The organism is Micromonospora yongxingensis (assembly GCF_052601155.1).
Map to the genome: position 1 here is coordinate 102,205 of NZ_JBQXEO010000004.1, position 20,829 is coordinate 123,033.

20 protein-coding genes and 1 pseudogene are annotated in these 20,829 nt (G+C 73.6%); 12 read left to right on the forward strand and 9 right to left on the reverse strand.

The annotated features are described in order from the left end of the window. Window positions 1–15 precede the first annotated feature (15 nt). Window positions 16–618 carry a bacterial proteasome activator family protein gene (locus ACTWLT_RS07820; RefSeq protein ID WP_252416890.1) on the reverse strand — a complete coding sequence of 201 codons (603 nt, stop codon included), beginning with the start codon at window positions 616–618 and terminating at the stop codon, window positions 16–18. An 85-nt stretch (window positions 619–703) separates the two neighbouring features. Here ACTWLT_RS07820 and ACTWLT_RS07825 point away from each other — a divergent pair, with 85 nt between their 5' ends. Together ACTWLT_RS07825 and ACTWLT_RS07830 are read left to right on the forward strand one after the other, a co-directional pair. Continuing rightward, on the forward strand, window positions 704–1,501 hold the full coding sequence (locus tag ACTWLT_RS07825) for an alpha/beta hydrolase family protein (protein WP_445317716.1): 798 nt from the start codon (window positions 704–706) through the stop codon (window positions 1,499–1,501). A gap of 79 nt (window positions 1,502–1,580) precedes the next feature. Then, entirely contained in the window at window positions 1,581–2,768 is a 1,188-nt protein-coding gene (locus tag ACTWLT_RS07830) for an ABC transporter substrate-binding protein (RefSeq protein WP_445317717.1), read from the forward strand. Between the two features lie 75 nt (window positions 2,769–2,843). Here the strand turns inward: ACTWLT_RS07830 and ddaH are convergent, their stop codons facing one another. Continuing rightward, window positions 2,844–3,677 carry a dimethylargininase gene (gene ddaH / locus ACTWLT_RS07835; protein WP_445317718.1) on the reverse strand — a complete coding sequence of 278 codons (834 nt, stop codon included), beginning with the start codon at window positions 3,675–3,677 and terminating at the stop codon, window positions 2,844–2,846. A 59-nt stretch (window positions 3,678–3,736) separates the two neighbouring features. Here ddaH and ACTWLT_RS07840 point away from each other — a divergent pair, with 59 nt between their 5' ends. Further along, window positions 3,737–4,195, forward strand: coding sequence for an Lrp/AsnC family transcriptional regulator (locus tag ACTWLT_RS07840; RefSeq protein WP_074315467.1), 459 nt, complete (start codon window positions 3,737–3,739; stop codon window positions 4,193–4,195). A gap of 81 nt (window positions 4,196–4,276) precedes the next feature. After that, entirely contained in the window at window positions 4,277–5,233 is a 957-nt protein-coding gene (locus tag ACTWLT_RS07845; RefSeq protein WP_445317719.1) for a zinc-binding dehydrogenase, read from the forward strand. Between the two features lie 7 nt (window positions 5,234–5,240). Here the strand turns inward: ACTWLT_RS07845 and ACTWLT_RS07850 are convergent, their stop codons facing one another. From ACTWLT_RS07850 to mobA, 3 genes are all read right to left on the reverse strand, one after another. Continuing rightward, window positions 5,241–6,347, reverse strand: coding sequence for a T3SS (YopN, CesT) and YbjN peptide-binding chaperone 1 (locus ACTWLT_RS07850; protein ID WP_252416894.1), 1,107 nt, complete (start codon window positions 6,345–6,347; stop codon window positions 5,241–5,243). A 133-nt stretch (window positions 6,348–6,480) separates the two neighbouring features. Continuing rightward, on the reverse strand, window positions 6,481–6,747 hold the full coding sequence (locus ACTWLT_RS07855) for a DUF6457 domain-containing protein (RefSeq protein ID WP_445317720.1): 267 nt from the start codon (window positions 6,745–6,747) through the stop codon (window positions 6,481–6,483). Next, the gene (gene mobA / locus ACTWLT_RS07860; RefSeq protein WP_445317721.1) at window positions 6,744–7,412 is read right to left on the reverse strand and encodes a molybdenum cofactor guanylyltransferase; all 669 of its coding nucleotides are present in this window, start codon (window positions 7,410–7,412) and stop codon (window positions 6,744–6,746) included. Before mobA ends, ACTWLT_RS07855 begins: the two co-directional genes overlap by 4 nt. Before the next feature lie 101 nt (window positions 7,413–7,513). Between mobA and fdhD the strand changes: the two genes are divergently transcribed. Next, on the forward strand, window positions 7,514–8,380 hold the full coding sequence (gene fdhD / locus ACTWLT_RS07865; RefSeq protein ID WP_252416897.1) for a formate dehydrogenase accessory sulfurtransferase FdhD: 867 nt from the start codon (window positions 7,514–7,516) through the stop codon (window positions 8,378–8,380). A 9-nt stretch (window positions 8,381–8,389) separates the two neighbouring features. Here fdhD and ACTWLT_RS07870 read toward each other — a convergent pair whose 3' ends face one another. Both ACTWLT_RS07870 and ACTWLT_RS07875 read right to left on the reverse strand, forming a co-directional pair. Further along, complete coding sequence (locus tag ACTWLT_RS07870; protein WP_445317722.1) at window positions 8,390–9,097, reverse strand: GAP family protein; 708 nt, start codon at window positions 9,095–9,097, stop codon at window positions 8,390–8,392. Between the two features lie 131 nt (window positions 9,098–9,228). Next, entirely contained in the window at window positions 9,229–10,275 is a 1,047-nt protein-coding gene (locus tag ACTWLT_RS07875; RefSeq protein WP_445317723.1) for a DUF4192 domain-containing protein, read from the reverse strand. 194 nt (window positions 10,276–10,469) lie between these two features. On the opposite strand from ACTWLT_RS07875, the gene ACTWLT_RS07880 reads away from it, so the two are divergent. The 5 genes from ACTWLT_RS07880 (at window position 10,470) to ACTWLT_RS07900 (ending at window position 17,157) form a co-directional block, all read left to right on the forward strand. After that, window positions 10,470–11,384 (forward strand): fructosamine kinase family protein, encoded by a 915-nt coding sequence (locus ACTWLT_RS07880; RefSeq protein WP_445317724.1) that lies wholly within the window; start codon window positions 10,470–10,472, stop codon window positions 11,382–11,384. After that, window positions 11,381–12,394 (forward strand): GTP 3',8-cyclase MoaA, encoded by a 1,014-nt coding sequence (moaA, locus tag ACTWLT_RS07885; protein WP_445317725.1) that lies wholly within the window; start codon window positions 11,381–11,383, stop codon window positions 12,392–12,394. The genes ACTWLT_RS07880 and moaA overlap by 4 nt, the downstream gene beginning before the upstream one ends. 3 nt (window positions 12,395–12,397) lie before the next feature. Beyond that, window positions 12,398–12,652: a MoaD/ThiS family protein gene (locus ACTWLT_RS07890; protein ID WP_445317726.1), complete on the forward strand. Its 255-nt coding sequence runs from the start codon at window positions 12,398–12,400 to the stop codon at window positions 12,650–12,652. A 13-nt stretch (window positions 12,653–12,665) separates the two neighbouring features. After that, on the forward strand, window positions 12,666–13,910 hold the full coding sequence (locus ACTWLT_RS07895) for a metallophosphoesterase (RefSeq protein WP_445317846.1): 1,245 nt from the start codon (window positions 12,666–12,668) through the stop codon (window positions 13,908–13,910). 61 nt (window positions 13,911–13,971) lie between these two features. Continuing rightward, the gene (locus ACTWLT_RS07900) at window positions 13,972–17,157 is read left to right on the forward strand and encodes a UvrD-helicase domain-containing protein (RefSeq protein WP_445317727.1); all 3,186 of its coding nucleotides are present in this window, start codon (window positions 13,972–13,974) and stop codon (window positions 17,155–17,157) included. 277 nt (window positions 17,158–17,434) lie between these two features. Here ACTWLT_RS07900 and ACTWLT_RS07905 read toward each other — a convergent pair whose 3' ends face one another. Together ACTWLT_RS07905 and ACTWLT_RS07910 are read right to left on the reverse strand one after the other, a co-directional pair. Continuing rightward, complete coding sequence (locus ACTWLT_RS07905; protein WP_445317728.1) at window positions 17,435–18,088, reverse strand: A24 family peptidase; 654 nt, start codon at window positions 18,086–18,088, stop codon at window positions 17,435–17,437. 10 nt (window positions 18,089–18,098) lie between these two features. Then, a complete protein-coding gene (locus ACTWLT_RS07910) occupies window positions 18,099–19,103 on the reverse strand; it encodes an EamA family transporter (protein WP_445317729.1) in 1,005 nt (334 codons plus the stop codon). A 576-nt stretch (window positions 19,104–19,679) separates the two neighbouring features. Between ACTWLT_RS07910 and ACTWLT_RS07915 the strand changes: the two are divergent. Both ACTWLT_RS07915 and ACTWLT_RS07920 read left to right on the forward strand, forming a co-directional pair. Then, window positions 19,680–19,967, forward strand: a pseudogene (locus ACTWLT_RS07915) (LppU/SCO3897 family protein); the annotation flags it as partial. Window positions 19,968–20,416: 449 nt separating this feature from the next. Next, window positions 20,417–20,824: an LppU/SCO3897 family protein gene (locus ACTWLT_RS07920; protein WP_308209434.1), complete on the forward strand. Its 408-nt coding sequence runs from the start codon at window positions 20,417–20,419 to the stop codon at window positions 20,822–20,824. Window positions 20,825–20,829: the final 5 nt, after the last annotated feature.

Sequence of the window (20,829 nt, forward strand, 5' to 3'; positions counted from 1 at the left end):
CCGGTGCCCGGCGGGTCAGAGGTACTGGCCGGTGTTGTGTCCCTCGCCGCCGGTCGGCTGGCCGATGCCGGGCATGCCGGGCACCACCCCGCCGGGCCCGCTGGGCAGCGCCTGCCGGCCGGAGCGCATCTGCTCCAGCTGCACCCGGGCGGCCATCTGCTGGGCGACCAGGGCCGCCTGGATGCCGTGGAACAGGCCCTCCAGCCAGCCGACGAGCTGCGCGTGCGCGATCCGCAGCTCGCTCTCGCTCGGGGCCTTGTCCTCGGTGAAGGGCAGCGAGATGCGCTCCAGCTCGTCGCGCAGCTCGGGGGCGAGACCCTCCTTGAGCTCGACGATCGAGCGCTCGTGGATCTCGCGCATGCGGTGCCGGCTGGCGTCGTCGAGCGGGGCCGCCTTGACCTCCTCCAGCAGCTGCTTGATCATGCTGCCGATCCGCATCACCTTGGCCGGCTGTTCGACCAGGCGGGTCGGATCCTCGCCCTGACCCTCGTCGGTCTGCACCGTGGCGACCGGCTGGCCGTCGGGGCCGACCACCACCACGGTGCCGGAGTGACCGGTGCCCTCGGGGCCCGGCTCGTCGTTCTGTCCAGAGGAGCGCGCTTCGGTCATGGGGTCCATCTTTACCCAGTGGGGCCGACCCATGCCTGCCGGGACCGACTCCCGGGGCCGAACCACCCGGGCGAGGCGCGCTACCGTTCGCGCCATGTCTGCCGACCCGCGCGCCGTGCTGACCCGGCCCGCTCCGGAGCCGGACCGGACCGTGGCGTACGGCGACCACGCGGACCAGGTGGCCGACCTCCGCCACCCGGCCGGCGCCGGGCCGGCGCGCCCGTTGGTCGTCGTGGTGCACGGCGGTTTCTGGCGGGCCGAGTACGACCGCCGGCACACCGGGCCGCTGGCCGCCGCGCTCGCCGCTCGCGGGTACCCGGTGGCGCAGCTGGAGTACCGGCGGACCGGGCAGCCCGGCGGAGGTTGGCCGGGAACGTTGACCGACGTGTTGACCGGGGTGGCCGAGCTGCCCGGGCTGGCCGCCGAGGCGCTGCCCGGCCGGGTGAGCCAGGCCGCGCCGATCCTGGTCGGTCACTCCGCCGGCGGCCAGCTCGCGCTGTACGTGGCGGCCACCGCGCCGTCGACGGTGGGTGGGGTTCTCGCCCTGGCCCCGGTGGCCGACCTCGGGGAGGCGTACCGGCTGGACCTGGACTCGGGTGCGGTGGCCGCGCTGCTCGGCGGCGGGCCGGCACAGGTTCCGGACCGGTACGCGGCCGCCGATCCACGGATGTTGGTGCCGATGCAAGCACGGACAGTAGTCATGCACGGTTCGGTGGATCGGCAGGTGCCGGTGGCGATGAGCCGCGACTTCGTCACAGCCGCCCGTGCGGCAGGATCCGATATCTCCCTTGTTGAGCTGCCAGAATGCGAGCATTTCGGGCTGATAGACCCGGAGTCCCCGGCCTGGCCCCGGGTCCTCGATGTGTTGCGGTCCCTGCACGATGATCACTAGCCATTGACGCAGCGTCGCCGAGCAGGTAGAACGCCGGAGGGGCGCTGTTCTGCCCTGCAACGCTCCTGGAAGGAACTTGGTGTCGCAGATGAACCGCAGGCGGGCGCTCCAACTGTTGGCCGCGCTCGGTACGACCGGATTCGTGGCCGGATGCGGCTCCGACACCGAGGCTGAGCCGGGCGCCGACCGGAGCCCGATCAAGATCGGTCTGATCACGCCGCAGTCCGGCGGGTTCAAGAGCATCGGCGACGACATCACCAACGGCTTCCAGCTCTTCCTGGACCTGCACGACCAGCGGCTGGCCGGACACCCGGTGACCCTGCTGACCGCCGACGAGGGTGAGGACGCGAAGAGCGGCAAGGCCGCCGTCGACGACCTGCTCAAGCAGGGCGTACTGGCGCTCACCGGTGTGGTCAACTCGTCGGTGATGGTCGGCATCCGGGACACCGTGGAGCAGGCCCGCGTGCCGCTGATCGGCTCCAACGCCTCACCGAGCAGCCTGCAGAGCGTCTTCTACATCTGGCGGACGTCCTACGTCCTGGACGAGGCCGGCCGCGCGCTGGGCCGCTACCTCCGCGAGAAGCTGCCGGCGAACGGCCGCGTCGCGATCATCATGCCGGAGAACGTCGGCAGCCCGGACGTGGTGCGGGGCTTCCGGCAGGAGTTCGGCGCCACCGACGCGCGCATCGCCAACCCGGTGACCTACACCAACGGCACCCCCAACCCCGGCAAGTCGACGTACGTCTCGGACATCAACAAGGCCCTGGCCAAGAAGCCGACCGCGGTCTTCTGCTTCTTCGCCGGCGCGGCAGCCGTGGAGTTCATCAAGCAACTGCGCCAGGTGTACTCCGGGCCGATCTACGCGCCCGGGTTCCTCACCGAGGGCACCGTGCTGGAGAGCCTGAGGGGCGACGGGCTGGGCATCCAGACCGCCCTGAACTACTCGGCCGACCTCAACAACACGTCCAACCGGGTCTTCGCCTCGGCCTACCGCAAGAAGTACCAGGTCACGCCGACCACCTACGCCATGGCCTCGTACGACGCGGCGCAGGTGCTCGACCAGGCGATCCGGCTGACCGGTGGGTCGCCCACCCCGCAGCAGGTCAACCTGGCGCTGGGCAAGATCGGCCAGATCGACAGCCCGCGCGGCATCTGGCAGTTCAACCAGCCCCGCACGCCGCAACAGAAGTGGTACCTGCGCGAGGTGCAGCGCGACGGCCAGGTCATGTCGAACGTGCTGATCAACGAGCTGGCCACGCTGGGCTGAACGCCCACCCGAACGCGATCAGGGGCCGATCTCCCGGTGGGAGGTCGGCCCCTGACGTACGCGGCAGGGTTCGGGTCAGTGCCGCAACTCGGCGATGCAGCACTTCACGCTGCCACCGCCCTTCTTCAGCTCGGCCAGCTCGACCGGGACCGGGTTGTAGCCAGCGGCCTTGAGCTTGCCGGCCAGCCGGGTGGCCTCGCTGTTGAGCACCACGTTCGCGCCGTCACTGACCAGGTTGAGTCCGAACGCCATGGCGTCCTCGTCGTCGGCGACCACCGCGTCCGGGAAGAGCTGGGTGAGCACCCGCTGGCTGGCCGCGGAGAACGCGCCGGGGAAGTAGACGACGTTCGAGTCGCCGATGGCGGCGAGCGCCACGTCCAGGTGGTAGAAGCGGGGGTCGATCAGGCGCAGCGACACCACCGGCCGGCCCAGCGCCTCCTGCGCCTCGGCGTGCGCGGGGATCTCGGTGCGGAAGCCGTGCCCGGCCAGGATGAGCCCGCCGTGCGCCTCCGGCACGTACGCGAAGTCACCCTCACCCTCGTTGGTCTCGCTCGGGGCGATGAAACGCCAGCCCTGCGACTCGTAGAAGGCGTGGTGCGCGGCGGCCTCGGCGGCCCGCTGCTCGTGCTTGAACCGCGCGCCGTAGACGCTGCCGTCCACCATGAAACCGCCGTTGGCGGCGTAGACCATGTCGGGCAGGCCCCGCTCGGGGGTGAGCAGGTGCACCTCGTGCCCGAGATTGACCAGCGTCTCGCGCAGCCGGTCCCACTGCTTGACGGCCAGTTCCCGGTCGACCGGGGTGGTCACGTCCATCCACGGATTGATGGCGTACTCGACCGCGAAGTGCTCGGGCGAGCACATGAGATATGTCCGCTTTCGCGGGACTCGCTGCTGGTTCACGGTCACCAAGAGTAGGTACCGTTGAACTTTGGTAACAGCCACAACCATTGCTTCCCAGAGGCGGAACGTTGCAGATAGACGCGGTAGACCAGCGGATCATTGCGTTGCTCGTCGCCGACGCCCGTGCGTCGTACGCCGACATCGGTACCCGGGTGTCACTCTCCGCCCCGGCGGTCAAGCGCCGCGTCGACCGGCTCCGCGCCACCGGCGTGATCAGGGGATTCACCGCCGTGGTCGATCCGGCCGCCGTCGGCTGGACCACCGAGGCGTTCGTCGAGCTGTTCTGCGCCGGCCGGACCACACCGGCACAGATCGGCGTGGCCGCCCGCCGGCACCCCGAGGTGGTCGGCGCGTACACCGTCTCCGGCGAGGCGGACGCGCTCGTGCACCTGCGTGCCGCCGACATCGCCCACCTGGAGGCCGCTCTGGAGCGGCTGCGCGCCGAGTCGTTCGTGACCTCCACCCGGAGCACCATCGTGCTCTCCCGACTGGTCGAGTCGCCCGGCGTCGGTCCGTCCACCCGCTGACCTTGACCTCAAGCCCGCTTGAGGAGTTGAACTGGTCGTGGCGTGCGGGCACCGTGCCCCACCGTGGCCGGGGAGGTTTCCATGCGGGCGGTCTGGTTACGTGAGTTCGGCGGGCCCGAGGCGCTGGTGCCGGGCCCGGCACCCGACCCGAGGCCCGGCCCCGGCCAGGTGCTCATCGACGTCGCGCACGCGAACATCACCTTCGTCGAGACGCAGCAGCGCTCCGGCCGCCCCGGACCGTTCCGGGTCACCCCACCACTGATCCCCGGCAACGGCGTCGGCGGGGTGATCACCACCGTCGGGGCGGACGTCGACCCGGCACTGACCGGACGGCGGGTGGTCAGCGCCACCGGCGGCTCCGGCGGGTACGCCGAACGGGCGGCGGTCGACGCCTCCGCCCCCTTCGAGGTACCGGCCGGGCTGGCCCTGGACGCGGCGGTGGCGCTGCTGGCCGACGGACGTACCGCCACCATGCTGGTCGAGGCGGTCGGCGTCCGTCCGGGCGACCGGGTACTGGTGGAGGCCGCAGCGGGCGGCGTGGGCAGCCTGCTGGTGCAGCTCACCGCCCGGGCCGGCGCGCGGGTGATCGGCGTGGCGGGTGGGGCCCGCAAGGTGGACCTGCTGCCGGGGCTCGGTGCCGAGCTGGCGGTCGACTACCGCGTGCCGGGCTGGGCCGACCGGATCCGGGAGGTAGTGGGCGGAATCGACGTGGTGCTCGACGGTGTGGGCGGTGCGGTCGCCCGAACGGCGTTCGAGCTGCTGACCCCGGGTGGCCGCATGGTCAGCTTCGGGTTGGCCAGCGGCGAGTGGTCCCCGGTGTCCCCCGAGGACGCGGTCGCCCGGCAGGTCACGCTGGTCCGGCCCGAGGTGCCGCCCGCGCGGCTGCGCGCGTACACCTCTCAGGCGCTGGCGGACGCGGCGGCCGGCCGGCTCCGACCCTTGATCGGGCAGCGCTTCCCGCTGGAGCGCGCCGCCGACGCGCACGCCGCCATCGAATCCCGCGCGACAGTCGGCAAGACCCTGCTGGACGTCTCCTGAACCGCGCTCAGAGGTACATGCCGGTACGGTGCTCGGACTCGTCGCGGCGCGGCTTGTCGCCCTCACCGAAGAACCGCTTGCCGCCGAACTCGCCGTGCAGCCGGTCGTCCAGCTCGTCGGCGAGCCCCGTCATCACCTGCACCGCCAGCATCAGGTGCGTGGCCTGGAAGTTGCGGCCGAACACCGGGATGGACGCCCACACCGTGTCGTCGGCGCAGTAGAGGCGGCCGATAGGCATCCGGTTGGTCAGCTCGGAGAGCTTCACGTAGAGCCGCTCGGTCGGCTCGACCTCGGTGAGCACCGGGGAGAAGACGTCCACCAGAGGCGGGTTGTCCCGCACCCGGACGAAGACCATCGCCGAACCGGCGCGGATGGTGATGTCGCCGTCCGAGTCGATCTGCAACCGGTCCGTGTCGGACTTCAGCATGGTGGAGACCACGGTGCGGACCCGATCCGCCAGGTCGAGCACGTCGTCCCGCTCGACCTGCGCGGCGGCCGCCTCGGCCAGCGCCTCCTCCAGGTCGCCCTCGACGTCGGCGTCCGGGCCGAACTCGCTGCGCGCGGTGCCCAGCGGCTCCACGGCCAGCGGCTCGCCCTCGGCGTCCTGCACCAGGTAGACGAGGAACGCCGGGTGCGGGGCGCCGTACACGTCGCGCAGCGTCCGGGAGAGCAACGCGGCGATCCGGGGCGCCTCCGCCGCCGTACCGTCCAGCCCGAAGGAACCGCCGGAGCCGGCCACCACCCCGGGCGGGGACCAGCCGAGCGCGATCATGTCGGCCACCGCGGTGCGGTCCAGCCGGTACCCCTGCGGCAGCGTGGCGTTGCCGACCGCCCGGGCGGAGAGCGAGCCGTCGCCGTCCACGTCGACGCTGATCGAGTAGACGGCGTCCCCGGTCCCGGAGGCGGTGGGGTCCAGGGTCAGTTCCAGGTGCGCGTCGGCGGGCAACTCCCGCAGGCGTACGGCGAGCGCACGGGCGAACTCCTGCCACGCCTCGGTCACTTTGGCCCGCAGGTCGGTGGTGCTGGGCTCGTCGAGCAGGATCGACTCCGCCGGCTCGGCCGTTGCTGTGTCGCCGGGCTCACCGACCGGCGCCGAGGGGTGGTCAGCCGTCATGATCGCCTCCGTCCGTCACGATCACCCTACCCACGCCGCCCGGCGGCCCAATCAGCCCGGACCGGGATCGGACACCCGGCTCGCCCCGCCGGCTCTCGGATGCCGAGAAGCGCCTGCTCGCGGCGCCTGATGGTCAGGGGCGCGTCGGATCGGCCGGCTCTGCGCCCAGCTCGACGGGCCAGTTGCCGGCCAGGGCACCGAGCCGGGCCGCGGCGTCGGCCGGGTCGGCACCCCGACCCACCGCCAGCCCCAGCAGGTACGCCGCGACCGGCGCCCCCGGCCGCAGCACCTGGTGGGCGACGTCGCGGGCCAGGTCCAGCACCGCGGGCACGGACACCTGGGTCGGATCCAGGTCCAGCTCGGCGCAGGCCGCCGTGACCCAGTCGTCCATCACCGTCATCGCACCCACTCCTCCGCCCGGCGTACGTCCTCGTCAGTGTCGCAGTCGAACCACGGCGGCGGGCCGTCGCCGGACCAGGGCACCTCCCGGACGACGAGGTCACCCAGCAGCGCCCGGACCGGAGCCCCCGCCACCGTGCCACCCCGCCCGGCGGCCAGCCGGTCCAACGCCGCCCGCAGCGCGGCCACCCGCCACACGCCGCACAGCGACTGCCGCCGCCCGTCCGCGTCGACGAAACACGCCCCGTCGAGCTGGCCGGTGCCGCGTTCCGGGCGGGAAGAGCTGGTGCCGCCGTCCAGGACGGGACGGGCACCGGCGCCTTCCGGGTCGTCGAGGTGGGTCAACAGCTCACCGATCGCCGCGCGGGTCAGCAGCGGCAGGTCGGCGGCGAGCAGCGCCACCAGGGTCGTACCCGGGTCGAGCAGCGCCAACCCGGCCGCCGTCGCGGCGACCGGTCCCCCACCGGGCGGATCCTCCCGGGTCACCCGCACCCCGCCCGGGACGGCGTCGGCCGGGCCGACGAGTACCCGCGGCGCCGCGTCGGCGACGGCGGCCAGCACCCGGTCACGCATCGGTCGGCCGCCGACCGGCAGCGCGGGCTTGTCGACCCCGCCCATCCGCCGGGCGGCGCCACCGGCGAGCACCACTGCGGCGTACGTCCCCATCCGGTCACGGTAACGGTGTCGACACCCGGTCGGCATCCGCTGCCGAGCCCCGATGCCCGGTGGCCGTGCGGGCGTACCGGCCCGGGGTGCAGGATGGCGGGATGGGACGGGCGACTGACCGACGGGGCGTACTCCGCATCGACCTGGACGCGGCGGCCGACGGGCGCGGATCCGTCCGCCGGCCGGACAACCTGGCGGTGGAGGAGCCGCTGGAGATCCGCGTCGGCGCGGCCGGCCCCGGCCGGCGACGGCCGCTCGCGGTCACCATGCGCACCCCCGGAGACGACCTCGACCTGGCCATCGGGTTCCTGCTGACCGAGGGGCTGATCCGCTCGACCGACGACGTGCTCACCGCGCAGCTCTGCGCAGGCGCCGAGACGCCCAACACGTACAACGTGGTGGACGTGGTGCTCGCCCCCGGCGTGCCGGAACCAACCACCGACCCGTCCCGGAACTTCTACACGACCAGCTCCTGCGGGGTCTGCGGCAAGGCCAGCATCGACGCGGTACGCACCCGCTCGCTGTTCCCCGTCGCGGCGGACCCGCTCACCGTGCCAGCGGCCCTCCTCGCCGAACTGCCCGACCGGCTGCGCGCCGCGCAGCGCGGCTTCGACCGGACCGGCGGCCTGCACGCGGCGGGACTGTTCACCCCCGCCGGGGAGCTGGTGGTGCTCCGGGAGGACGTGGGCCGGCACAACGCCGTGGACAAGGTGATCGGCTGGGCGGTGCGGGAACGCCGGCTGCCGCTGGCCGGGCACCTGCTGCTGGTCTCCGGCCGGGCCAGCTTCGAGCTGACCCAGAAGGCGTGGATGGCCGGGCTGCCGCTGCTCGCCGCGGTCTCGGCGCCGAGCACCCTCGCCGCGGAACTCGCCGACGAGGCGGGCATGACCCTGGTCGGCTTCCTGCGCGGCCGGACCATGAACGTCTACGCCGGCCCGCACCGGATCACCGTGGAGCAGCCGGCCTGACGGGGCAGCTCAGCGGTTGAGCAGGTCGAACAGCTCCAGCCGGACGGCGGCGTCGCGGGCGACCAGGAAGCCGACAATGCCGAGGAGCCAACCGAACGCGCTGCCCGCCTTCGTGCTGATCCAGGCGTTCAACCGGGCCAGCACCGGCTCGACCAACGCCGGGCGGGCCACCCTGGCAGCCAGCAACAGCACCGCCGGCAACACCATGACCAGGCAGTATCCGGCCAGCAGGACCACCACGGTCGCCGAGCCGACCTCCGAGGTGGCCAACAGACCCACCGCCGCGAGGTACGGCAGCATGGTCGCCACCTCGGCCAGCGCGGCGAGCAGCGCGAGCCCCACCAGCCAACGAGCCGACGAGTCGCCGGCGGTCGCCCGGTCCCGCCAACGGAGCACGCCACCGGTTCGCGGACGCCGTTTGCCGTCGTAGCGGAAGCTGAGCGCGAGCAGCGCGACGCCCAGGACCAGTTGCGCCCAGAGCACCCCGCGGTTGTCCATGGCCCCACCCAGCGCGTCGGCCAGCCTGGCACCGCCCCAGACGAGCAGCAGCCCGACCGCGAGGTAGAAGGCGGCGATCGTCGCGAGGTAGGCCAGGATGCGCCGGACGCTGACCGGCCCGGGCGCGAGCAGCAACCAGACCGGGATGAAGAGGGTGCCGATGCTGGTGCTGTCCACCAACGCCAGCCCGGCCAGCGAGAGCAGCAACGCGATGGTCATGTCGTACCAGTGCGGGGAGCGGACACGAGACCATTGTCCGGGGGTGGCTGCTCCGCCGAGTCGGCCGTGAACAGGAGAGACGCGTACATCCTTCGACGGACGCGTCAGCCGGTTCGAGGATGATCCACGGTTCAGCGGCGGCCACGTCGGCTCCGCCTGCGGGGACGGACGACGCCGGGCAGGCCGACCGACGGCCAGGCGTCCAGCTCCGACGGGGGCACCCCGCGCCGGAGCAGGTCGTCGAGGAGCAGCGCGAGCGAGTAGTCGGGGTGCACGCTCAGCACCCGCTCCAACGCGACCGCCGCCAACGCCCCCTGCCCCGCCCGCCAGGCGGCGAACGCCAGCAACGCACCGGGCGCGGCGGTCAGCGCCGGCTCCGACCGGCGCAGGACGTCGGTCCAGAGGGCCATGTCCCGGTCCCGACCGTCGGTGCGTTCCCAGGCGTGGTCGCGGATCGGCAGGTGGGTCAGCAGCAGGCCCAGCCAGGCCACCTCGTCGTCGTCAAGCCGCTCGTCGCGCCGCTGCCGGCGCTGCGCCTCGCGGACCGCCGCCACCCCGGCGGAGCGCAGCGCCCGGCCGCCGAGCAGGTCGGTCGCCGGTGCCTGCTCCACCAGCTCGCTCAGTCGCCGCTCGGCCCGGGCGGTCGCCGCGACCAGCGCGTCCCGGGCCGGACCATCCACCGGCGACACCTGTGCCACCAGGGCGGCCCGGTCGGGAAGAGCGACCTGACCGGCGAAGACCGCCGAGGCCGTCACCTGGTTGGCCGCCGGGTCGTGACGCCGGCCCTCCGGCGGGCAGCAGTCGGCCTCGGTGCAGAGGTAGGACCACCACCTGCCGTCGGTCACGCGCAGGACGTCCAGCACCTCCAGCCCAGCCCCGGTCAGGGCGGCGCGCACCGCGTCGACGCTCGGCGTCACCCGCTCACGCGGCCCGTAGCCGACCACGGTCGCGGCCTCGGCACCCTGCCGACGGATCACCCCGGCGAGGTGGCGAGCCCGCTCGACCGGGTCGTCCGACGGATCGGGCAGGTCGGCGCGGGCGGCGAAGATGATCCGCCGTCCGCGCAGCGCCACCGCGACCACGCTGTCGGCCGGGTGGAAACCGAGCAGATACGGCACAGCGGCGAGCAGGTCGGCGGGTGAGCGCACGGCGAGCCGGGGGCGTTCGGTCGAGGTCATGCCGGAAGCCTGCGGCGGGCCGACGGTGCTTCGCCGCCCCTGTGGACGACACGCGACTTATCCACAGTCACTCACCGTGTTGTCCCTGCTCAACGCAGCTCAGGACGTGCACGGAAGGGGCCGGTCGTCTCGGGAGTCGAACCGATGTGTTCGGGCGGCACCGATGTGTCATGGGGAGCGGTTACCGTGCGCTGATGGACCTGGCGTACCTGCGCGCGCACCCGGCACACCTGCCGACGTTCCTGACCCACCAGCGGATCCGGGAGACTCCGGTCGCCGGTGGGGACATCTGCGCCGCCGCCCGGCTCACCCTGGACGACGGAAACTCCGTCTTCGCCAAGTCCTGGCCCGAGCGGGCCGCCCGGCCGGTGCCGGAGGGCTTCTTCGCCACCGAGGCGGCCGGGTTGCGCTGGTTGCGGGAGACCGGCACGGTCGCCGTACCCGAGGTGATCGTGGCGTTGCCCGACCTGCTGGCGCTCGACTGGGTGGAGCCCGGCGAGCCGACGCCGGAGGCCGCCGACCGCTTCGGCCGGGAGCTGGCCGGCCTGCACCGCGCCGGGGCACCGGCCTTCGGTGCGAGCTGGCCCGGCTTCATCGGTGCGCTCCCGCAGGACAACACCCCCGACGACGGCCCCTGGTCCACGTGGTTCGCCGACCGACGACTCGTCCCCTACCTCCGGCGATCGGTCGACAACGGCGCGCTGGGCAGCGCCGACGCCGCCCTCGTCGAGCAGGTGATCGGCCGCGTCGGCGAGTTCGGCGGGGACGAGCCGCCGGCCCGCATCCACGGCGACCTGTGGCCGGGCAACGTGCTGTGGGGCGCCGACGACCGGGCCTGGCTGGTCGACCCGGCGGCGCACGGCGGGCACCGCGAGACCGACCTCGCCCAGCTGGCGCTCTTCGGAGGCCTCCCACACCTGGGCCGGGTGCTGTCCGCCTACGAGGAGAGCTGGCCGTTGGCCGACGGCTGGCGATCGCGGGTGCCGTTGCACCAGCTGCACCTGCTGCTCGTGCACACCGCGCTCTTCGGCGGTGGCTACCGCGATGCGGTCATTGAGCACGCCCGAGCCGCCCTGGGCCGGCCCGAGCGCGCTACGGTCGACAGGTGAGCGTCGCCCCGCGGACCGACGGCGTCCTCGTCGACCGGTACGGCCGCGTCGCCCGGGACCTGCGCGTGTCCCTCACCGACAAGTGCAACCTTCGGTGCACCTACTGCATGCCGGCCGAAGGGCTGCCCTGGCTCGCCGGCCCCGAGCTGCTCAGCGACGACGAGGTCGTCCGTCTGGTCCGGGTGGCCGTCGAGCGGCTCGACGTGACGGAGGTGCGGTTCACCGGCGGTGAGCCGCTGATCCGGCCCGGGCTGCTCGACATCGTCGGCGCGGTCGCCGCGCTGGAGCCGCGACCACGGATCTCCATCACCACCAACGGCATCGGCCTGGACCGGCTCGCCCCCGCGCTGAGCACCGCCGGCCTCGATCGGGTGAACGTCTCACTGGACACCCTGGACCCGGCACGGTTCACGCAGCTCACCCGCCGTTCCCGGTTGGACGCGGTGCTCGCCGGGCTGGCCGGGGCAGCCGCCGCCGGGCTCACCCCCGTGAAGATCAATTCCGTGTTGATGCGCGGCGTCAACGACGACGAGGCACCGGCGCTGCTCCGCTTCGCCGTCGACCACGGCTACCAACTGCGGATCATCGAGCAGATGCCCCTGGACGCCCAACACGGCTGGGACCGCGGCACGATGGTCACCGCCGAGGAGATCCTGGCCTCCCTGCGTACCCGCTTCGACCTCAGCCCCGACCCGACCGAACGCGGCGCGGCACCGGCGGAGACCTGGCTCGTCGACGGCGGGCCGGCCCGGGTCGGCGTGATCGCCAGCGTCACCCGCCCCTTCTGCGGCGACTGCGACCGCACCCGGCTCACCGCCGACGGCCAGGTCCGCGCCTGCCTCTTCGCCACCGAGGAGTCCGACCTGCGGGCCGGGCTGCGCGGGGGCGCCGACGACGACGAGCTGGCCCGGCGCTGGCGCACCGCCATGTGGGGCAAGCGCGCCGGGCACGGCATCGACGACCCGACCTTCCTCCAGCCGACCCGCCCGATGTCCGCGATCGGGGGCTGAGTCGTGGAGCCGACGCCGCTGACCATCCGCTACTTCGCGGGCGCACGCGCCGCCGCCGGCCGTGCCGAGGAGGTCACCCCCGCCGGCCGGTCGCTCGACGACCTGACGGTCGAGCTGGCCCAGCGGCACGGCGACCAACTCGCCGCCGTACTGCGGGTGGCGAGTTTCCTGGTGAACGGTGTGACCTGTCATGATCGTCGGGCACCCCTGCCGGGCGGGGCCACCATCGATGTCCTGCCCCCGTTCGCGGGCGGCTGAGAGAGGCGCACAGATAATGGCGGTTGTGGGTTTCGTGGCCGTCCTGGCGCTGATCACCGGTCTCATCCATCTCTACCTGTGGAAGCGCCTGGTGCGCGACACCACCGCGCCCGGCCGCTGGCGACGGATCGGCGGGACAGCGGCCCTGGTGCTGGCGCTGCTCGTGCCGGTCACCCTCGCCGGGACCCAGGCCGGGCTCTACTGGCTCGCCTGGCCGGGCTACCTCTGGCTCGCGCTGATGTTCTACCTGCTGGTCCTGCTCGCCGTGCTGGAAGTGCCGATGCTGGTCACCCGGCTGGTGCTGCGCCGCCGGGTGGTCGCCGCCGAGCCGACCACCGCCGCGCCCGAGCCGGTGCTGGTCGGCGCCGCCGGGCCGACCGAGCCGCCGGCCGCCGGTGCCGTTGCGGCGCCCGACCACGACCCTGCCCGCCGGTTGCTGCTGGCCCGGGGCGCCGCGATCTTCGCGGGCCTCACCGCCGTCGGTGTCACCGGGTACGGCGTACGCACCGCGCTCGGCCCGCCCCACCTGGACCGGGTGCGGATCCCGCTCGCGAAACTCCCCCGCAGCATGGACGGCCTGCGCATCGCGACCGTCTCCGACATCCACCTCGGCCCGCTGCGCGGCCGCGCGCACACCGAGCGGATCGTCGCCGCGATCAACCGGCTCGACGCCGACCTGGTGGCGGTCGTCGGTGACCTGGTCGACGGCTCGGTCGCCGAGTTGGGCTCGGCCGCCGCGCCGCTGCGCGACCTGCGCTCCCGGTACGGCAACTTCTTCGTCACCGGCAACCACGAGTACTACTCCGGCGTGGAGGAGTGGGTCCAGGAGGTGGACCGACTCGGGCTGCGGGTCCTGCAGAACCAGCGGCAGGAGATCCGGGCCCGGGGCGGCGTCCTCGACCTGGCCGGCGTGAACGACCTGTCCGGCACGGGCACCGGCCTCGCCGCCGGGCCGGACTTCGCCGCCGCCCTCGGTGACCGCGACACGAGCCGGCCGGTGGTCCTGCTCGCGCACCAGCCGTTGGCGGCGGTCGAGGCGGCCACGTACGGCGTCGACCTGCAACTGTCCGGGCACACCCACGGCGGGCAGATGGTGCCGTTCAACCTGGCCGTCCGGCTCGAACAGCCGGTGGTCAGCGGGCTCGGCGAGGTCGACGGCACCAAGGTCTACGTGACCAACGGCGCTGGCTTCTGGGGTCCACCGGTCCGGGTCGGCGCCGAACCGCAGATCACCCTGGTCGAGTTGCGCTCGGCATAGCGGACGTCACGTCCGCGCGTGGCGGCAGGCGGTCGCCGCGGCGGGCGTGACAGGATGCGGCGTGCCCCCGTTCAGCGCCGTACCCCCCGGTGGCCTCCCGCCATTCGTCGCGGACCTGCACATCCACTCGAAGTACTCGCGCGCGTGCAGCCGGGACCTCACACTGCCGAACCTCGCGTGGTGGGCCCGGCGTAAGGGCATCGCCCTGCTCGGCACCGGAGACTTCACCCACCCCGCCTGGTACGACCACCTGCGGGAGACGCTGCGCCCGGCCGAACCGGGGCTCTACCGCCTCGACCCGGACGCGGAGCGGGACATCGCCCGTCGACTGCCGCCTCGACTCGCCAGCACGGCGGAGACGGACCCCGTCCGGTTCATGCTGAGCGTCGAGATCTCGACCATCTACAAGCGGGACGACCGGACCCGCAAGGTGCACCATCTGATCTACCTGCCCGACCTGGAGGCCGTGGCCCGGTTCAACGCCGCGCTCGGCCGGATCGGCAACCTCGGCTCCGACGGTCGACCGATCCTCGGCCTGGACTCCCGGGACCTGCTGGAGATCACCCTCGAGGCGAGCCCGGACGGCTACCTCGTCCCCGCACACATCTGGACGCCGTGGTTCTCGGCGCTGGGCTCGAAGTCCGGCTTCGACGCGATCGCCGACTGCTACGCGGATCTGGCCGAGCACATCTTCGCCGTGGAGACCGGCCTCTCCTCCGATCCGGCGATGAACTGGCGGGTCGGCAGCCTGGACCGCTACCAGTTGGTCTCCAACTCGGACGCGCACTCCCCGCCGGCACTGGGTCGCGAGGCGACCGTGCTGACCGCCCAGCGGGACTACTTCGCCGTCCGGGAGGCGCTGCGGACCGGCGACGGCCTGGCCGGCACCATCGAGTTCTTTCCCGAGGAGGGCAAGTACCACGCGGACGGGCACCGGCTGTGCGGGATCAACTGGTCGCCGGAGCGCACCCGGGCTGCCGACGGCCGCTGCCCCGAGTGCGGCAAGCCGCTCACCGTGGGCGTCCTGAGCCGGGTCGAGGAGTTGGCCGACCGCGCGGAGGGGCACCGGCCGGCGCACGCCCGGGAGGTCACCCACCTGGTGCAGCTCGCCGAGATCCTCGGCGAGATCAACAAGGTGGGTGCCCGCTCGAAGAAGGTCGAGGGGCGGCTCAACGAGTTGCTCGCCGCTCTCGGCCCTGAGCTGGAGATCCTGACCACGACACCGTTGACCGACATCGCCCAGGCCGGCGGTGAACTGCTCGCGGAGGGCATCGGGCGGCTGCGGCGCGGCGACGTGCGCCGGGTGCCCGGCTACGACGGCGAGTACGGCGTGATCACCCTCTTCGACCCGTCGGAGCTGGGTGCCGCTGCCGACACGACGCAGGAGACGCTGTTCGACGTACCGGTGCCGGCGCAGCGCCGACCCGCGGAGCCGGCGGCGAGGGTGAAGCGCCCGGCGGCGACGAAGGCGGAGCCGAAACGCAAGCCCACGCCACCGCCCGCCCCGCCGATCGCGCCACCGCCGTCACCGCACGAGCCGTTCGAGCCGATGCTCGCGGGCATGGAGGAGGTCGGCACCGGCCTGCTGGACCGGCTGGACGCGATGCAGCGGGTGGCCGCTTCCGCGCCCGGTGGTCCGCTGCTCATCGTGGCCGGCCCGGGCACCGGCAAGACCAGGACACTGACCCACCGGATCGCGTACCTGTGCGCGGAGCTGAACGTCTTTCCCGAGCACTGCCTGGCCATCACCTTCACCCGCCGGGCCGCCGAGGAGCTGCGGCACCGCCTCGACGGCCTGCTCGGCCCGGTCGCCGAGGACGTCACCGTGGGCACCTTCCACGCGCTGGGGCTGACCATCCTCCGCGAGAACGCCGACGCGGCCGGTCTGCCGGCGACCTTCCGGATCGCCGACGACACCGAGCGTGCGGCAGCGCGGTCGGAGGCCGGTGACGACCCGGCCAGCTACACCGCCCTGCTGCGCAAGCAGGACCTGGTCGACCTGGACGAGTTGGTGAGCCTGCCGGTGGAGCTGCTGCGGGCCGACCGGGAGCTGGTCGATCGGTATCGGGACCGCTGGCGGTGGATCTTCGTCGACGAGTACCAGGACGTCGACGCGGTGCAGTACGAGCTGCTGCGCCTGCTCAGTCCCGCCGACGGCAACCTCTGCGCGATCGGCGACCCGGACCAGGCGATCTACTCGTTCCGAGGAGCCGACGTCGGCTACTTCCTGCGCTTCTCCCAGGACTTCACCGACGCCCGGCTGGTCCGGCTCAACCGCAACTACCGCTCGTCGGCACCGATCCTGGCCGCCGCGGTGCAGGCCATCGCGCCGTCCTCACTGGTCCGGGGTCGGAGGTTGGACCCGGCCCGGCTCGACCCGGAGGCGCCGCTCGTCGGCCGCTACCCGGCGGCGTCCGTCGCCGAGGAGGCCGACTTCGTGGTACGTACCGTCGACGAGCTGGTCGGCGGCCTGTCCCACCGGTCACTCGACTCGGGCCGGATCGATGGCCGGTCCACAACACTGTCGTTCTCCGACATCGCCGTGCTGTACCGCACCGACGCGCAGGCCGCGCCGATCGTGGACGCCCTGACCCGGGCCAACATCCCGGTGCAGAAGCGCTCACACGACCGGCTGCGGGACCGGCCCGGGGTGGCGGCCATCGCCCGCGAGCTGCGGCACGCCGACGGGTTGGCCGGCTCCCTCGCCGCCCGGGTGCGGCTGGCCGGCCAGGTGGTGGCGGAGCGCTTCGCCGTGCCCACCCTGGACGGCGCCAGCGCGGGCCGCCCCGAGGACGTCCGCTCCGCCGTGGACCTGCTGACCCCGCTCGCGAGACGCTGCGGCGACGACCTGGAGACGTTCCTGTCGCAACTGGCCACCGGCGCGGAGGTGGACGCGCTCGACCCGCGCGCGGAGGCGGTCACCCTGCTCACCCTGCACGCCGCGAAGGGCCTGGAGTTCCCGGTGGTCTTCCTGGTCGGCGTCGAGGACGGGTTGCTGCCGCTGCGCTGGCCGGGCTCGACGCCCGACGAGGACGCGGTCGCCGAGGAGCGCAGGCTCTTCTTCGTCGGCCTGACCCGAGCCCAGGACCGCCTGTACGTCAGCCACGCCGCACGCCGGACCCGCCACGGCGTGGAACGCGACTGCGCTCCGTCGCCGTTCCTCGGCGCCATCGACCCTGGCCTGTTCGAGCGGTTCGGCGAGGCCGAGCCCCGTCGTCCCAAGGATCGCCAGCTCCGCCTCATCTGACGCCCCCGGCTCCTCGGCTCACCGCTCACCGCTCGCGGCTCGTCCACCGGTCGGGCTCGCGCCGACGGGGGCGGCGACCAGCGGCCCGCGCAGAGCCCCCCGGGGGACGGGACGGACCAATGAGCGTGATACCTCAGAGGCATAAATATGACTCTGAGGTATCACGCTTGTTCAAGTGAGCGCCGTCAGCGGCGTCACCCACAGTGAGATCAGCCAGTGAGTCAGGCCAGAGAACGGTGGCGGACGGGAAGCCCTCGCCGGGCGGGAGGCGCGTTGGTCAGACGAGCAGGACGGCGAGCCAGGCGCCCGCGAGCAGGGCCGGACCGAGTGGCAGCAGGGTGTCCCGGCGTACCCGTCGGGCGGCGAGCAGGCCGAGGACCAGGCCGCCGTGCAGCAGGTGTGGCAGGAGCAGGCCGGCCAGCAGGGCGTCCCGGCCGAGCCAGCCGAGCGGCAGGCCGAGGACGGCGGCGAGCTTCACGTCGCCGAAGCCCAACCGGGACCCGGGCAGCAGGGCCAGCAGCACGTGCGCCGCGCCGGCGACCGCCGCCCCGGCCAGCGCGCCGAGCAGCCGGTCAGGGGTGCCGGCGAGCAGCGCCGCAGCGGTCAGGCCGCCGAGTGCCAGCAGCGCGGCGGTGCGGACGAGCGGGTCCGGCAGCCGCAGACAGGCCAGGTCGACCCCGGCCAGCACCAGTCCCACGGCTGCAACCGCGAGGAAGACCGGCAGCGCCGGGTCGTCACCCCGTGCGACGGCGAGGCCGACGAACACCACGGCCGCGACCATCGGGCTGAGCCACGCCCACACGGTGGGCCGAGGCTCCGGATCCGCCCCCGTCCGGTCCGGTGGGGTGGCGAAGCGCCGGGCCAGCGGGGGTACGGCGAGGCCGACCAGCGCGCCGACCAGCGCCACCGGCACCAGCGCTGCGGCCGACATGGGCGGGACGTTACCGGCGGTCGCCCACCCGCGCCGCCCCCGACGGCGACGCCGGGGCCGGGCGGCGGGGACGTTCGGTGGTCACGACCAGGGCCACCCCGGCGACGATGACCGCACCGCCGAGCAGCACCTGCGGGGTGACGGGCTCGGCCACCAGCAGCGCGCCGAGCGCCACCGCGACCGCCGGGTTGACGTAGGCGTACGTCGAGACCAGCGAGAGCGGTGCGTTGTGCAGCAGCCAGACGTACGCCGTGAAGGCCACCAGCGAGCCGGCCACCATGAGGTAGCCCAGCGCGAGCCAGGACCGGGTGCTGACCTCCGCCGGATGGAAGTCGCGCAGCTCGCCCCGGCCGGCGGCCACCACGGCCAGCACCAGCGCACCCGCGATCATCTCGTACACCGTGGCGACGAACGGGTCGGCGGGCATCCGGATCCGTCCGGACAGGAACGACCCGACCGACCAGGAGGTCGCCGCCGCGACCACGGTCAACGCCCCGATCAGGGGGACCGCGTCCGCGCTTCCGGCGGGCAGCACCAGCAGGACCAGACCGACGAAGCCCAGGGTGACACCGGCGAACGTCAGGACCGGAGGACGGTCCCCGGTGGCGGAACGCAGCAGCACCACCAGCAGCGGTACGGTCGCCACCAGCAGCGCGGCGATCCCGGACGGCACGGCCACTCCGGGCGGCCCGGACTCGGCGAGCACCACCAGCCCGTTGCCACCGGCGAGCAGGAGCACCCCGACCAGCGCGGCGGAGCCCAGCTGCCGGCGGTCCACCCGCAGCGAGCCCGGCCCTCGGCGCAGTCGCAGCACCACGGCCAGCACGAGGCCCGCGGCGGCGAACCGCATGGCGGCCGACGTCAACGGGGGCAGCGACTCCACGGCGATCCGGATGCCGAGATAGGTGGAGCCCCAGAGGAGGTAGACCACGATCAACGCGGTCCAGATCAGTGTGGGTGCGGCGCCGGCGCCACGGCCGGCCAGGCCGGCGGCGCTCGGTGGAGATGAGCTCATCGGTGGACCACGCTACGGTGACCTCGGAGTCGGCGTCGCGCTTTGGTGGCCGGCCTCTCACCACTCGTGCAGGAGGGCCGCATGACGAACTACGGGCCACCGGGGGGCGGCGTCCCCGGACCGTGGCGTGGGCAACGACCCGACGAGACACCCGGGCGGCCCGCTCAGCAGCCCTACCCGCCCGCACAGCAGCCGTACCCGCCGGCGCCCGAGACGTACCCGCCGGCCGTTCCGTCCTACCCGCCAGGCGCCCAGGGGCGCCCGGGGCCATACGGCGACAGGCCCTACGGCGAGGGTTCGGGCAGCTCCTACGGTGGTGAGCCGTACCGGCCGACGGAGGCGGCGTACCGCGGGGAGTCGTTCCGGCCCGACGGCCCGTACGGCGGGGATCCCCCGCCGCCGGCGGGCGGGCGCGGTCGGGGTCCGCTGATCGCGGTGGTGGCCGTCGTGCTGCTGCTGGTGGCCGCCGGCGGTGGGGCGTTCTGGTTCTTCAACAGGTCGGACGATCCAGCACCGTCGGCCGCGCCAACGGGACCGGCCGTCAACGGGGATGCCAGCGCCGACGCCACCGCACCGGTCGAGCCGGTGCCGAGCGCCGCGGCGCCGGAGTCGTCGGCCGACCCGCGGTTCGTCAAGGTCGGCCAGTGCGTCCGCAACGACGGTACGGCCGGCGGCAAGCCGAAGCTGCTGATCAGCGGCTGCGCCCCGAAGTCGTACGAGGTGCTGCGCCGCATCGACGGCGCGACCAGCGGTGAGCGGGACGCCGAGGCCAAGTGCGCCAAGGTCGAGGGCTACACCAACTGGTACTTCTTCGACAGCGAGCTGGACACCCTCGACTTCGTCCTCTGCCTCAAGCAGCGCTGAGACCACCCACCCCTGGGGATGACATGACGACCTACGGACCACAGGGTTCCGAGCAGCCGGACGACCCGTACCAGCGCCCGCCGACCGGCCCCGACGGCCCGCCACCGGTCGACCCGACCCTGCCGGAGTGGGGTCCGCCCGGCGGGCAGCCGTCGCAGTGGGGCCCGCCGCCCGGGGGCGCGGAGCCGCCGACCGCACCCATGTGGGGTCCGCCGGCCTCCGGGCCGGGTTACCCGCCGCCTGCCGGTCCGGGTTGGGGGCCGCCGCCCGGCTCGGGCGCGGGTTACCCGCCGCCCACCTCCGGCGCCGGATACCCGCCACCGCCCGGGCCGTTCCCGCCTGCGGGTCCGGTGCCGGGTCAGCCGCCCGGGCCGTGGGGTCCGCCGGCACCCGGTGGGTACGGGATGCCGCCCGTCGCGCCGGAGAAGAAGACCGGCCGGAAGGTCGCCCTGATCATCGCGCTGGTGGTGCTCCTCCTGCTCTGTCCCTGCCTCGGCCTGGCCGGCTGGGCGGTCTGGAGGGCCGCCGACAGCGACAGCACCGCGGCGCCCACGCCGTCGGCGAGTGCGCGGGCCCTACCACCCGCGCTGCCCAGCGACGCGCCGACGACGGCCGCGCCCAGCCCGAGCGACGTCGAGTTCGCCAAGGGCGACTGCGTGGTCAACGACGGCACCGAGGACGACGCGGAGCTGCGCAAGGTGCCCTGCGCCCCGAACACCTACCAGGTGCTGCTGCGGATTCCGGCGACCACCGACGGGGACCGGTGCGAGACGCTCGCGCCGCAGGCCACCGCGAACTATGTGCACGACAACTCGATCGACCTGTTCGACTACGTGCTCTGCCTGCGGAAGCGATGACCGGT

Coding starts and splice junctions, on each gene's coding strand:
- ACTWLT_RS07820 (WP_252416890.1), bottom strand. CDS start 618: ATGGACCCCATGACCGAAGCGCGCTCCTCTGGACAGAACGACGAGCCG.
- ACTWLT_RS07825 (WP_445317716.1), top strand. CDS start 704: ATGTCTGCCGACCCGCGCGCCGTGCTGACCCGGCCCGCTCCGGAGCCG.
- ACTWLT_RS07845 (WP_445317719.1), top strand. CDS start 4,277: ATGCGGGCGGTCTGGTTACGTGAGTTCGGCGGGCCCGAGGCGCTGGTG.
- ACTWLT_RS07850 (WP_252416894.1), bottom strand. CDS start 6,347: ATGACGGCTGACCACCCCTCGGCGCCGGTCGGTGAGCCCGGCGACACA.
- ACTWLT_RS07855 (WP_445317720.1), bottom strand. CDS start 6,747: ATGACGGTGATGGACGACTGGGTCACGGCGGCCTGCGCCGAGCTGGAC.
- mobA (WP_445317721.1), bottom strand. CDS start 7,412: ATGGGGACGTACGCCGCAGTGGTGCTCGCCGGTGGCGCCGCCCGGCGG.
- fdhD (WP_252416897.1), top strand. CDS start 7,514: ATGGGACGGGCGACTGACCGACGGGGCGTACTCCGCATCGACCTGGAC.
- ACTWLT_RS07870 (WP_445317722.1), bottom strand. CDS start 9,097: ATGACCATCGCGTTGCTGCTCTCGCTGGCCGGGCTGGCGTTGGTGGAC.
- ACTWLT_RS07875 (WP_445317723.1), bottom strand. CDS start 10,275: ATGACCTCGACCGAACGCCCCCGGCTCGCCGTGCGCTCACCCGCCGAC.
- ACTWLT_RS07880 (WP_445317724.1), top strand. CDS start 10,470: ATGGACCTGGCGTACCTGCGCGCGCACCCGGCACACCTGCCGACGTTC.
- ACTWLT_RS07905 (WP_445317728.1), bottom strand. CDS start 18,088: ATGTCGGCCGCAGCGCTGGTGCCGGTGGCGCTGGTCGGCGCGCTGGTC.
- ACTWLT_RS07910 (WP_445317729.1), bottom strand. CDS start 19,103: ATGAGCTCATCTCCACCGAGCGCCGCCGGCCTGGCCGGCCGTGGCGCC.